This is a genomic window from Paraniabella ginsengisoli (assembly GCF_022513635.1).
GTDB classification, from domain to species: Bacteria; Bacteroidota; Bacteroidia; order Chitinophagales; family Chitinophagaceae; genus Niabella; species Niabella ginsengisoli.
The window spans coordinates 752709-765441 of the sequence record NZ_JAKWBL010000001.1 but is presented as its reverse complement, the minus strand read 5'-3'; the positions used below and the strand labels follow the sequence as shown (position 1 = coordinate 765441).

The window sequence follows — 12733 nt, the reverse complement described above, 5'->3', positions numbered from 1 at the left end:
AGAAGTGAAACAGCACTTACTTCAATGAGTAAGCATGTTATTAAGGGCAGGACTGGCTTCAATAAAGCAAAAGAAATAAGAGGTTGTTATTTCTTAGAATATCAACGCAGGAGGTCCGCGGCGTTGCGAATAATCAGATTGAAATGCTAACCAATTGTTTATCCAGGTATCAGAATAAGCTTCAGCAAAGGAAATGGAAAGTTCAGAATCAATTTCTTTTACTGCTAAAAAAGGTGAAACAGCAATTACATTAACAAAACCACAATTGAATTTATAAGCAGTTAATTGTACGTCGGAAGAATGGTTGCCAGAACAGGAGTAATCTGTATGTTTTGAAGCTAGATCATGAAAATATATTTTAGGTGTAACACTTACTGAAAAAACCAGTAAAAGTATTACCGCCAAAGATTTCCTTATTCGCTGATTCTTTTTCAAATTGAAACTATGTTGCAAATATAGCGTTAAAGAAATAAAAACTGTAATGCAGAGTTTACAGTTTAGAAAATGAATTAAAGTAATAATTATTCAACCTTTAAGTTTAGTACCACCTGGTCTTCGAGTATGCCTTCAAGCTCATCTCCTGGAAGCGCTTCACCAACGCCAGAGGGCGTTCCGGTGAAAATGACATCGCCAATATTTAAAGAAAAATATTTAGAAATATTAACCAATAGTGTATTGAAACTGTAGATCATCCGGCCAGAATTTCCCTGCTGAACTAATTCGTTATTTTTATAAAATCCAAAATTGATATTTTTCAAATCCGGAAAATCACTCATAGGGCGCCATTTACCCAACACCGCAGAGTTGTCCCAGGCTTTAGCCTTTTCCCATGGCAAGCCTTTTTGTTTTAATTCATTTTGTATATCGCGAGCAGTAAAGTCGATTCCCAAAGTGATGGCATCATAGTATTGATGCGCATATCTCTTATTTATATATCGTCCATTTTTGCAAATCCGTAAAACAAGCTCGCATTCATAATGCAATTCATTAGTAAACTCAGGATAATAAAACGGCAAATGAGGTTTTAAGAGTGCTGTTTTAGGCTTTAGAAAAATAACCGGTTCTTCAGGAACCTCATTACCAAGTTCCTTCGCGTGGGCTACATAATTTCTACCGATGCAAAAAATTTTCATTTCATAAGAGTTTTCTCTATGTTATCGTCAGTCAAATGCGTAGTTATTAACCGCATTCATTGCAGCATTCAGTCCTTGCGTTGCGAAAATCTCAATTGCTTCTACCGATTTTTCAATCTTATTTTTGATGATCGGTTCTTCAGCTTTTGTCCATTTTCCCAAAACAAAATCAGATTGCATTCCTTTCGGAAAATCATTCCCAATACCAAATCTTAATTTTGCATACGCAACAGAATTCACTGTTTCCTGTATACTTTTTAAACCATTATGCCCGCCATCGCTACCGGTACCTCGTATTCTTAGTTTATGAATCGGCAGCGCCAGATCATCTAAAACAGTCAGCGTATTTTCTAATCCAATTTTCTCCTTATCCATCCAGTACTTAAAAGCCTTGCCGCTCAGATTCATAAATGTAGTAGGACAAATACAGATAAAAATCCTACCCTTCCATTTGACTTCCGAAACGTAAGCCAATCTATCCTGCTTAAAACTTCCTCCATGTTTTTGAATGAATGCTGCAACCACATCAAAACCAATATTATGGCGTGTATGAGCATACTCATTTCCTATATTTCCAAGCCCTGTTATTAAAAACTTCATGTTGAACCATCAAAATTAAGAATTCTTTGTAAAATAATGATTTACGTTAAAATTAACTAACGCTATTTCGCCTGCTCTAATTATTTTTTTTTGAACAAACTTATGTGCTCCTATCATCGAAATTGTGTCACTCCCTTCGTTCGGTAACACTACTCAGCACTTCTAATAGTTATCCTTCAATTTCACATATGTTTGGGCGCACAAAAAAGCCTCAACAAAAACTGTTGAGGCTTTTAAATAAGAATGGCAGCTACCTACTCTCCCGCATTGTTGTGCAGTACCATCGGCCTTAAGGGGCTTAACTTCTCTGTTCGGTATGGGAAGAGGTGAACACCCTTGGTATAACCACCATAAAAAATTAAGAATGTAGAATTTAAAACTTTAGAATTTCAATTATACTACTATACTTCGTACATCGTAACTCTTAATTCGTACATCAATAAATTAACATATTGGAAAATAAAAAAATTAGAAGGAGTACCTAACAATTAATAAAATTAAAGCGTACGGGCAATTAGTACTACTCGGCTTTGATGTTACCACCTTTACACCTGTAGCCTATCAACGTAATAGTCTCTTACGGCCCTTAAAAGTAAACTCATCTTGAGATAGGTTTCACGCTTAGATGCTTTCAGCGTTTATCCTGTCCGTACTTAGCTACTCAGCATTGCACCTGGCGGCACAACTGATACACCAGCGGTACGTACGACCCGGTCCTCTCGTACTAAGGTCATGTTCTCTCAATTTACTAACGCCCACCACAGATAGGGACCGAACTGTCTTGCGACGTTCTGAACCCAGTTCACGTGCCACTTTAATCGGCGAACAGCCGAACCCTTGGGACCTTCTCCAGCCCCAGGATGTGACGAACCGACATCGAGGTGCCAAACCTCCCCGTCGATATGAGCTCTTGGGGAGATCAGCCTGTTATCCCCGGAGTACCTTTTATCCTTTGAGCGACGGCCCTTCCATACAGAACCGCCGGATCACTTTAGCCGACTTTCGTCCCTGCTCGGCCTGTTTGCCTCACAGTCAAGCTCCCTTATACTAATGCGCTCTGCGTACGATTACCAACCGTACTGAGGGAACCTTTGCAAGCCTCCGTTACTCTTTAGGAGGCGACCACCCCAGTCAAACTACCCACCATGCACTGTTTCCCGCTAGGGATTAGATTCTAAATCAAAGAAGGTTGGTATTTCAACGACCGCTCCACAATGGCTGGCGCCACCGCTTCATAGCGTCCCAACTATTCTACACATCCGTAATTCAAAATCAATGCAAAGCTATAGTGAAGGTTCACGGGGTCTTTCCGTCCCGTGGCGGGTAACCGGCATCTTCACCGATACTACAATTTCACCGGGCTCGTGGAGGAGACAGCGTTCAACTCATTAGACCATTCGTGCAGGTCGGAACTTACCCGACAAGGAATTTCGCTACCTTAGGACCGTTATAGTTACGGCCGCCGTTTACTGGGGCTTCAGTCAGGAGCTTTGTCTTGCGACGAACACCCTTCCTTAACCTTCCAGCACCGGGCAGGTATCAGGCTCTATACGTCATCTTTCGATTTTGCAGGGCCCTATGTTTTTGTTAAACAGTTGGTTGAACCATTTTACTGAGACCTACCGAAGTAGGTATGCTTTATCCCGAAGTTACAGCATCAATTTGCCTAGTTCCTTCTCCACGGCTCACCCGAGCGCCTTAGAATACTCATCCCGTCTACCTGTGTCGGTTTGCGGTACCGGCTGCTATGCTCGCTTTTCTTGGAAGCACATTCACACTTACGCTTCACCCGAAGGATCCACTCAGCTAATCCGTCAGCTTATAGTGCTACCTTGCTCCGTCACTTTTAATGCATAGCAGGCGCAGGAATATTAACCTGCTTTCCATCGTCTACCCCCTTCGGGTTTGACTAAGGACCGGGCTAACCCTGATCCGATTAACGTTGATCAGGAACCCTTAGACTTTCGGCGATAAGGTTTTTCACCTTATTTATCGTTACTTATGCCTACATTTTCTTTTGAAACCGCTCCAGCATACGTCGCCGTACACCTTCGATGCAGTTTCAATGCTCCCCTACCGATATACCACCTAGTGGCAATCATAGAGCTTCGGTTCATAGTTTATACCCGATTATTTTCCGCGCAGAGCCTCTCGACCAGTGAGCTGTTACGCACTCTTTAAATGAATTGCTGCTTCCAAGCAAACATCCTGGCTGTTATAGAAACTCTACCTCGTTTGATTAACTTAACTATGCATTGGGGACCTTAGCTGCTATTCTGGGTTATTTCCCTCTCGGCCATGGACCTTAGCGCCCACAGCCTCACTCCCGGTAAACATCTGTTAGCATTCGGAGTTTGTCAGGGTTTGGTAGGCGGTGAAGCCCCCTAGCCCAATCAGTAGCTCTACCTCTAACAGACTTTATAAACCGAGGCTGTTCCTAAAAACATTTCGGGGAGAACGAGCTATCTCTCAGTTTGATTGGCCTTTCACCCCTATCCACAGGTCATCCCAAGACTTTTCAACGTCAACGGGTTCGGTCCTCCAGTTAGTTTTACCTAACCTTCAACCTGCCCATGGATAGATCACAAAGTTTCGCGTCTACCCCCACTGACTAAGCGCCCTGTTAGGACTCGCTTTCGCTACGGCTCCGTTGTTTAAAACTTAACCTCGCCAGTGAGGAGTAACTCGTAGGCTCATTATGCAAAAGGCACGCCGTCACACCATAAAGATGCTCCGACCGCTTGTAGGCGTACGGTTTCAGGTACTATTTCACTCCCTTATTTAGGGTGCTTTTCACCTTTCCCTTACGGTACTGGTTCACTATCGGTGTCTGAGGAGTATTTAGCCTTACCAGATGGTGCTGGCAGATTCAAGCAGGATTCCTCCGGTCCCGCCCTACTCAGGATACCGCTCGTCCAGGTCAATTTACGCTTACGCGGCTTTCACGCCCTATGGCTTAATTTTCCAAAAATTCAGCTTGATGACCCTTTCTAAATGCGGTCCTACAACCCCGGTGCAGCACGCCACACCGGTTTAGGCTCTTCCCCGTTCGCTCGCCACTACTTAGGGAATCATTTGTTATTTTCTTTTCCTCCGCCTACTTAGATGTTTCAGTTCAGCGGGTTGGCTCTCATTACTGAGTGATACGTCTTCAACGTAACAGGTTGTCCCATTCGGAGATCCGGGGATGTAATACTCGTGTGCAGTTCCCCCGGCTTTTCGCAGCTTACCACGTCCTTCATCGCCTCTCAGACCCAAGGCATCCACCATACGCCCTTAATTGCTTTAAAAAAGTTTATAAAACTTAATTAATATGAGGCCAGCATCTCTGCTGGACTTTTTTATTTAGTTTGTTGTAGTTGTTACCCGACCACATTGCTTCAGACCAACCAAAAAAATGGTGATTTATACAATTATGATCGATAAACTTTGTTAGGTACTCTCCTAACAATATTTTTTCCAATATGTCAAAGAACTTTGACCCCCATCCCCTAAAGGGGAGTGTGAATCTTAGTTGATAATATGGTTATGAACCATCAGGCCTAAAAGCCATTACCATTACTCTAAAAGAACTGCTTTGTTGAAGTGTCATCTCTTCTCTACCTCACCTTCAACTTTGTGGAGGATATCGGAGTCGAACCGATGACCCTCTGCGTGCAAGGCAGATGCTCTAGCCAACTGAGCTAACCCCCAAGATTTTTTGTAGACCCGACCAGATTTGAACTGGTGACCCCTACATTATCAGTGTAGTGCTCTAACCAGGCTGAGCTACGGATCTATTTCTATAGCCCACTTACCAGCGGGTTTACATTAAAAAATTTAAAAGAGCTTTTTAAAAATCAATGAAAAATAAGGAAACAATAGCAGGTAAGTACTTGCTCTAAAAAGGAGGTATTCCAGCCGCACCTTCCGATACGGCTACCTTGTTACGACTTAGCCCCAATTACCAGTTTTACCCTAGGCAGCTCCTTACGGTTACCGACTTTAGGTACACCCGGCTTTCATGGCTTGACGGGCGGTGTGTGCAAGGTCCGGGAACGTATTCACCGTATCATTGCTGATATACGATTACTAGCGATTCCAGCTTCACGTAGTCGAGTTGCAGACTACGATCTGAACTGAGAGAAGGTTTTTGAGATTAGCTTCATATCACTATGTTGCAACTCTTTGTCCTCCCCATTGTAGCACGTGTGTAGCCCTGGGCATAAAGGCCATGATGACTTGACATCATCCCCTCCTTCCTCACGTCTTACGACGGCAGTTTCACTAGAGTTCCCAGCGTTACCTGATGGCAACTAGTGATGGGGGTTGCGCTCGTTGCGGGACTTAACCCAACACCTCACGGCACGAGCTGACGACAGCCATGCAGCACCTTGCTTTGTGTCTATTGCTAGAAATACCACTTTCATGGTACGGCACTCGCATTCTAGCCCAGGTAAGGTTCCTCGCGTATCATCGAATTAAACCACATGCTCCACCGCTTGTGCGGACCCCCGCCAATTCCTTTGAGTTTCAACCTTGCGGTCGTACTTCCCAGGTGGGATACTTAATGCTTTCGCTCAGACACACACAGTTTATCGCGTATGTCGAGTATCCATAGTTTAGGGCGTGGACTACCAGGGTATCTAATCCTGTTTGATCCCCACGCTTTCGAGCCTCAGTGTCAATATATGTGTAGCCAGCTGCCTTCGCAATTGGTGTTCTATGTCATATCTAAGCATTTCACCGCTACATGACATATTCCGCTAACCTCCACAATATTCAAGACTACCAGTATCCAAGGCAGTTTCCGAGTTAAGCTCGGAGATTTCACCTCGGACTTGGCAACCCACCTACGCTCCCTTTAAACCCAGTGAATCCGGATAACGCTTGCACCCTCCGTATTACCGCGGCTGCTGGCACGGAGTTAGCCGGTGCTTATTCATAGGGTACCGTCAGTCGACCTAGAAAGGCCTTTTTTCGTCCCCTATAAAAGAAGTTTACAATCCAGAGGACCTTCATCCTCCACGCGGCATGGCTGGTTCAGAGTTTCCTCCATTGACCAATATTCCTTACTGCTGCCTCCCGTAGGAGTCGGGCCCGTGTCTCAGTGCCCGTGTGACTGGTCGTGCTCTCACACCAGTTAATGATCGAAGGCTTGGTGGGCCGTTACCCCGCCAACTACCTAATCATACGCACACCCGTCTTCTAGCGTGTTGCCACTATAATATTAATGTGATGCCACATCAACATGTTACGGGGTATTAATCCAAATTTCTCTGGGCTATCCCCCACTAAAAGGAAGGTTGTGTACGTGTTCCGCACCCGTTTGCCGGTCTCAAGAAGAGCAAGCTCCTCTCTACCCCTCGACTTGCATGTATTAAGCCTGCCGCTAGCGTTCATCCTGAGCCAGGATCAAACTCTCCGTTGTAAATGAGTTTGATTACTGACTATTAAAAATTCTCAAAAAGAAAAAAATTAACGTGTCAAAAATCGAATAATTATTCTTGCTTTTGACTTACCTTTTGTTCGTGTTCACCTCTTCAGGTGAATCGATTGTGCTATTGCTTCCAAATTTTCAAAGAACTTAAAACCAATTCGCTAATTAGCTGATGCGCTAATATGCTAATGATTAAAGCTGATGTCAAAGATTATGAATCTTAAGGTCTAAAACCACATCAATATTTTAAGAACTATTCCCAATTTACTTCCCTTTAGGAGCTGGGGATATCATCTGATACTGTTGATATCAGCGGGTTTGAACCACTCTGGCGCCTCTCACGCCATATCATCTTTTGTAACTATTTTCTGAAGAACTTAAACAACTTGACTCGTTGTTTTTCGATTGGGATTGCAAAGGTAAACTCTTTTTCCAATCTGCCAAATTTTTTCGAAAGTTTTTTTGAAAATTTAGTCTTTTCAAAACCTCCCTAAAACCTCTCTAAGAACTACTTCCGCTTCCCTAAAAACGGACGGCAAAGATAAGGAGTTTTTTCGAAACTTTTAGCAGTATCCAAAAACTTTTTTTGAACCGTAGCTACCTGCTACTCACCAGTTAATACAACTAATGTACCCTCGAAACCTTTTGTACTTTATCCCCTTTTTAAAGAAGATTTTTTCAGAGAACTTATCCGTTATTCGCTAACGGGGTGCAAATATAGAACTCTTTACGACATCACAAAACTTTTAATGAAATTTATTTAAAAAAATTGAGAGTGATGCTGTTTCACACACAAAGAAGCAATAAATATAAAGTACACAAAGGTAATTACTGGTCAATTAAACTTTGTTTGTTTTAGCTTCTTTTGCGTTTATGTAAGATGATTCCTCAAATCAAGTATGCAACGCCAACGCACAATAAGAGCGCTATGAAAGAAAAATATTGCCGCAGATTGTATAAATGGTCAGACCGGGACGGTCAGACCAACAGACGGATTTAATTGTCGTTTATGTAGGATGATCTATATTCTACAGCACAAGCGAGCGTGGCAAGAAAGATGATGCATGTTTATAGATGATCCAATAATAAATAATCTGCCTGGAAAAGGCTAGTATGTATGCAAAACGAAACAGGCTGCCTCGTTTGGAGACAGCCTGTTTATTATTTTTTTGCTATTGTTATTATTTCTTAGCTGCTGCAGCTTCTTCCTGCTTCAACTGCCTTGTCATTACTACAGAAGCTACCGGAATACGGGGAGAGTTTAAGATTTCCATCTCTGGAGCTTTAATATCCTCAATTCTGATATTTTCGTTTATGGCAAGATCGTCGATCGGAACTTCGATTGTTTCTGCTAAATGCTTAGGCAATGTTTTTACCTTAACAGATTTGATTTTAGAAACAAACCTTCCGCCTTCTTTTACGCCTTTTGCTGCTCCGGTGTACTTTAGAGGGATTGTAGCTATGATTTTTTTGTCTTCTACAAGTTCTAACAAATCTATGTGAATAAGTACGTCAGTTACTTTATCAAACTGCAGATCTTTTAAAATGCATTTGTAAGTCGCGCCATCAACCTTAATTTCTGCAAACTGAAAATTGGGTGTGTACACCAATGGTTTAAATGCTGTAGCCGGCGCACTGAAACTTACTTCTTTAGCACCCCGTAAATTACAGCAGGCACATGTCCCTGAGAGCGAACCTGGCGGGTGGCTGACTTGCCAAATGCGGTCCTCAGTTGTCCTTCGATTGTAATTGTGTTCATTTTTATGTTGTTTTAATATTTACGATTTTGTAGTTCTTAAATTAGAGTGCACAAACAAACTTGTAATACTCTTATTTTCGAAAGCATGTTTAATAGCTACTGAAAAAAGCTGCGCTACCGAGATAACTTTAATTTTATTGCTTTCCTTTTTAACCGGAATTGTGTTACAAACCACTAACTCCTCCAATACACTATTTCCAATTGTTTCGTAAGCTTTTCCACTCATAAGCGGGTGGGTTATCATCGCTCTTACACTATTAGCTCCTCTTTCTTTAATCAAGGCAGCGCACTTGGCTAAAGTACCTCCGGTGTCGCATATATCATCAATAATCACCACATCCCTTCCTTCTACTTCACCAATTAAAGTCATGCTGGCTATTTCATTTGCACGTTTGCGATGCTTGTCACAAATCACCATATCGGCATTAAAATAACTCGCAATTTCCCTGATACGATTGGTTGCTCCCACGTCGGGGGCCGCAAAGGTAAGGTTTTCTAATTTAAGTTCTTCGATATAAGGGATAAAAACGGCATGGCTATCCAGGTGGTCAACGGGTATATCGAAATATCCCTGAATTTGCGGCGCGTGCAAATCCATGGTAACAATACGATCAGCACCGGCGGCTGTTAACATGTTTGCAACCAGTTTACTACCAATTGCTACCCTTGGGCGATCCTTCCTATCCTGCCTGGCATAACCGTAATAAGGAAGCACTGCAATAACTTTATAAGCTGAGGCCCGCTTTGCCGCGTCGATCATTAATAGAAGTTCCATTAAATTATCGCCTGGCGAATAAGTGCTTTGAATCAGGAATACATAATCGCCCCTGACGCTTTCCAGGTAATTAGGCGAAATTTCGCCATCAGCAAAACGTTGTATACTAACATTTCCGGGTTCGCAACCAAAATGCGTACAAATTTCTGCCGCCAACTCTTGTGACGCCGTACCCGCGAATATTTTAGCCGCATGTGGAATGGATTGAGCTTTCTGCATTGTTTTCTTGAATAAGCGGCGAAGATAGTTTTTTCTCACAGAAACCACAGATTGACACAGAGTTTTTAGTCCTTTTTTATTAACCACTTTTAGGCATTTCTGTTATCGTCCGTACTTTCTTATAGAATCGATTTTTATAAAAAAATTGGGGTGAGCAGTTTATTGTGCCTGATAATATAGTAGTGGTCGTTCAGAAGATTTAGACATATGCCCGTTTACTAATCAGATATTATTTTTTAAATTGTGTTTATGCAACCTAAAAACACCATCAAGCAATGGGCAAAAGACGATCGACCCAGAGAGCGTTTGTTAACTATCGGGGCAGATAATTTAAGCAATTCGGAACTGCTGGCTATTTTGATACATAACGGGACAAAGCAAAAATCGGCAGTTGATCTGGCCAAAGAAATTCTGCGCCTGGGAAATGATAATCTCAATGAATTAGGAACATTAAGTATTAAACAGCTTATGAAAGTAAAAGGAATTGGTGAAGCCAAAGCTATTACCATCGCAGCAGCTCTTGAATTGGGCCGAAGACGACAATCCGGAACTATGCCCGATCGGAATGTATTGATAACCTCGAAAGAAATTTCAGGATTTTTAAAAGAGCGACTTAAAGATTACCAGCACGAAGTATTTGCCGTTGTTTACCTTAATCGTGCTAATAAGGTTATAAGTTTTGATATTATTAGCGAGGGAGGTATTACAGGAACGGTAGCTGACCCGCGCTTAATCTTGAAAAGTGCTATTGAAAAAAATGCAGTATCCCTTATTCTTAGCCACAACCATCCTTCCGGAAGTTTAAAGCCTAGTAGAGCGGATGAGTATCTTACTGAAAAAATAAAACAGGCTGCCGGCTTTTTAGATATAAAAGTGCTGGACCATGTTATTGTTAGCGATGCAGGTTATTACAGTTTTGCGGATGACGGGCTGTTGTAAATCATTGTAAAAAGCCAGCCAGTTCTTCTATATGGTCTGTGTTAATATAATCTACACCCAGCTTTTTAAAAAAGTTCCAGGCATGAGCATTGTCCGGCGCTCCCCAAAAACGAATAGGCTTGCCAGTCTCATGCGCTTTTTTACAGCAACTTCTAAGGTTTTTTCTGATTGATTGTCCGGCTCGCCTACACCTTTCCAATTTGAATAGTTTTTAAAATTGGCACTGATGAGGGCTATTCGAGACAGATTTTTGGAAGAGTAGTTATAGTTCAAATCTCCGTCGAACCAAATAAAAGATGGATAAGTATATAATGAATCTTTATTAGGTTGATTACCTGTTATTACAATCCGAATGTTTTTACATTTTATTATTTCCGGATAGTTTTTCAATTGTGCGATGATGGCATTTAGCGTTGGCAGACCTTTCGACTTACAATCAATTAAAAGTAAGAGCTTATCGTGCTTGTGGGGATAGATCCTGCCTTTGTTATTTGTAATATGCTTATTGAAAGGTTCAAGGTATAAGTTTTTCAACGTCCTTTGCGCTTGGGTGTCGTTTAAATTATGCGCAACCAAAAGGTCGCCATTTACTAAATAAACATCTGCTTCGATAGAACCAAAACGATGCTCATAAGCCAAAGCGAGCGGCCGGGCTTGCTCATAATCGTTATGCGAATGGGCATTTTGAGCAGAATACTGCTTGGGTTGCGCCCAACCTCCTATTGCAACCAGCAGACAAAAAACCAGATGAATTTTCCTCATTGCAGCTGCAGCGTTTAATTATTTAAAAGACATCTTATAATCTACCTTGATTTTACCCGAAGAAATATCGCTTAGTTTTCGCTTTAGTAGTTGCTTTTTTAGTGCCGGCAGATGATCTATAAAAAGTTTGCCTTCTATATGGTCGTATTCATGCAAAATCACACGGGCTGTTATTCCCGTATAAGTATCTGTATGCAAATTAAAATCCTCATCCTCATACTCGATTGTTACAGACTCATGGCGTGTAACATCTTCTCTCACTTTAGGAATGCTTAAGCAGCCTTCATTGTAAGTCCAGGGTTCACCGTTCAGTTCTTTTACATAAGCATTTATAAAAACTTTCTTTATACCATTGTCTCCGGGGTATAAATCCGCTTCATCTTCTTCCAGGTTTTCGATGATTTGTTGTGAGTCAACCACAAATATGCGTAAAGAACGGTTAATTTGCGGAGCAGCCAAACCTACGCCATTGCTGCCATACATCGTTTCCCACATATTTGCGATCAACTCCTTTAAGCCCGGATAATCAGGCTCAACATCGGCTGCTACTTTCCTTAAAACAGGGTTTCCGTATGCTACAATTGGAAGAATCATGCGTGCAAAGGTAATTGATTATTGAAAATAGTAAGTAGGGAAAATAATGAGTGGTTTAGTAGGATGCAGCTATTACAAGACCTTCGAGGTATTAAAAACCTCGAAGGTCTTGTCGTCCATTATCTATTCAAATACTCCTGTAACATAATGGTGGCGGCTATTTCATCAACCAACGCTTTATTACGCCGTTGCATTTTTTTAAGCCCCATTTCAAGCATGGCATCTTTCGCCATTTTTGAAGTATATCGTTCGTCTACTGTTTCAAGTGGAATTTGAGGGAAATGCTTTTTTAATTCTTTAATAGCTTTATTTACCAAAGGCGTGGCGTGCGTATCGCTTTCGTCCCAATTTTTGGGCATTCCTATGATGATCTTTTCGACCTGTTCTTTTAAAAAATAATCTTTTAAAAAAGTTATTAACTGCTTCGACTCAATAGTAGTAAGTCCGGTCGCTATTATTTGAAAAGGATCTGTTACAGCAATACCCGTTCTCTTAAGGCCATAATCTATGGAAAGGATTCGAGGCAAATGATT

9 protein-coding genes, 2 tRNA genes, 3 rRNA genes and 2 pseudogenes are annotated in these 12733 nt (G+C 41.7%); 1 reads left to right on the top strand and 15 read right to left on the bottom strand.

All coding sequences use genetic code 11. From position 1 onward, the window contains the following. Positions 1-93: 93 nt before the first annotated feature. From MKP09_RS04250 to MKP09_RS04200, 11 genes and pseudogenes are all read right to left on the bottom strand, one after another. Positions 94-405: a hypothetical protein gene (locus MKP09_RS04250; protein ID WP_240826576.1), complete on the bottom strand. Its 312-nt coding sequence runs from the start codon at positions 403-405 to the stop codon at positions 94-96. Positions 406-521: 116 nt separating this feature from the next. After that, entirely contained in the window at positions 522-1133 is a 612-nt protein-coding gene (locus MKP09_RS04245; protein ID WP_240826575.1) for a fumarylacetoacetate hydrolase family protein, read from the bottom strand. 27 nt (positions 1134-1160) lie between these two features. Next, entirely contained in the window at positions 1161-1733 is a 573-nt protein-coding gene (pth, locus tag MKP09_RS04240; protein ID WP_240826574.1) for an aminoacyl-tRNA hydrolase, read from the bottom strand. 241 nt (positions 1734-1974) lie between these two features. Further along, positions 1975-2086: ribosomal RNA gene (rrf, locus tag MKP09_RS04235) — 5S ribosomal RNA — on the bottom strand. Positions 2087-2227: 141 nt separating this feature from the next. Next, positions 2228-5023, bottom strand: a 23S ribosomal RNA gene (locus MKP09_RS04230). A gap of 329 nt (positions 5024-5352) precedes the next feature. Next, positions 5353-5425 (bottom strand) — tRNA-Ala (locus MKP09_RS04225). Positions 5426-5436: 11 nt separating this feature from the next. Continuing rightward, positions 5437-5511, bottom strand: a tRNA-Ile gene (locus MKP09_RS04220). Positions 5512-5617: 106 nt separating this feature from the next. Beyond that, positions 5618-7143 (bottom strand): 16S ribosomal RNA (locus tag MKP09_RS04215). The 16S, 23S and 5S rRNA genes sit together here with 2 tRNA genes alongside, the layout of an rRNA operon. A 1190-nt stretch (positions 7144-8333) precedes the next feature. Further along, a complete protein-coding gene (locus MKP09_RS04210) occupies positions 8334-8687 on the bottom strand; it encodes a 50S ribosomal protein L25 (protein ID WP_240829237.1) in 354 nt (117 codons plus the stop codon). A gap of 15 nt (positions 8688-8702) precedes the next feature. Further along, positions 8703-8911 (bottom strand): annotated as a pseudogene (locus tag MKP09_RS28825) (50S ribosomal protein L25); the annotation flags it as partial. A gap of 19 nt (positions 8912-8930) precedes the next feature. Further along, positions 8931-9905 carry a ribose-phosphate diphosphokinase gene (locus MKP09_RS04200; RefSeq protein WP_240826573.1) on the bottom strand — a complete coding sequence of 325 codons (975 nt, stop codon included), beginning with the start codon at positions 9903-9905 and terminating at the stop codon, positions 8931-8933. A gap of 249 nt (positions 9906-10154) precedes the next feature. Between MKP09_RS04200 and radC the strand changes: the two genes are divergently transcribed. Then, complete coding sequence (radC, locus tag MKP09_RS04195; protein ID WP_240826572.1) at positions 10155-10844, top strand: RadC family protein; 690 nt, start codon at positions 10155-10157, stop codon at positions 10842-10844. A gap of 1 nt (position 10845) precedes the next feature. Here radC and MKP09_RS04190 read toward each other — a convergent pair whose 3' ends face one another. The 4 genes and pseudogenes from MKP09_RS04190 to ruvX form a co-directional block, all read right to left on the bottom strand. Next, positions 10846-11043 carry a hypothetical protein gene (locus tag MKP09_RS04190; protein ID WP_240826571.1) on the bottom strand — a complete coding sequence of 66 codons (198 nt, stop codon included), beginning with the start codon at positions 11041-11043 and terminating at the stop codon, positions 10846-10848. Positions 11044-11285: 242 nt separating this feature from the next. After that, positions 11286-11606, bottom strand: a pseudogene (locus tag MKP09_RS28820) (PI-PLC domain-containing protein); the annotation flags it as partial. Positions 11607-11624: 18 nt separating this feature from the next. Further along, on the bottom strand, positions 11625-12200 hold the full coding sequence (gene def, locus MKP09_RS04185; RefSeq protein WP_240826570.1) for a peptide deformylase: 576 nt from the start codon (positions 12198-12200) through the stop codon (positions 11625-11627). A 119-nt stretch (positions 12201-12319) separates the two neighbouring features. After that, entirely contained in the window at positions 12320-12727 is a 408-nt protein-coding gene (gene ruvX / locus MKP09_RS04180) for a Holliday junction resolvase RuvX (protein ID WP_240826569.1), read from the bottom strand. Between the last annotated feature and the right edge of the window lie 6 nt (positions 12728-12733).

Coding starts and splice junctions, on each gene's coding strand:
- pth (WP_240826574.1), bottom strand. CDS start 1,733: ATGAAGTTTTTAATAACAGGGCTTGGAAATATAGGAAATGAGTATGCT.
- def (WP_240826570.1), bottom strand. CDS start 12,200: ATGATTCTTCCAATTGTAGCATACGGAAACCCTGTTTTAAGGAAAGTA.
- radC (WP_240826572.1), top strand. CDS start 10,155: ATGCAACCTAAAAACACCATCAAGCAATGGGCAAAAGACGATCGACCC.
- MKP09_RS04200 (WP_240826573.1), bottom strand. CDS start 9,905: ATGCAGAAAGCTCAATCCATTCCACATGCGGCTAAAATATTCGCGGGT.
- MKP09_RS04245 (WP_240826575.1), bottom strand. CDS start 1,133: ATGAAAATTTTTTGCATCGGTAGAAATTATGTAGCCCACGCGAAGGAA.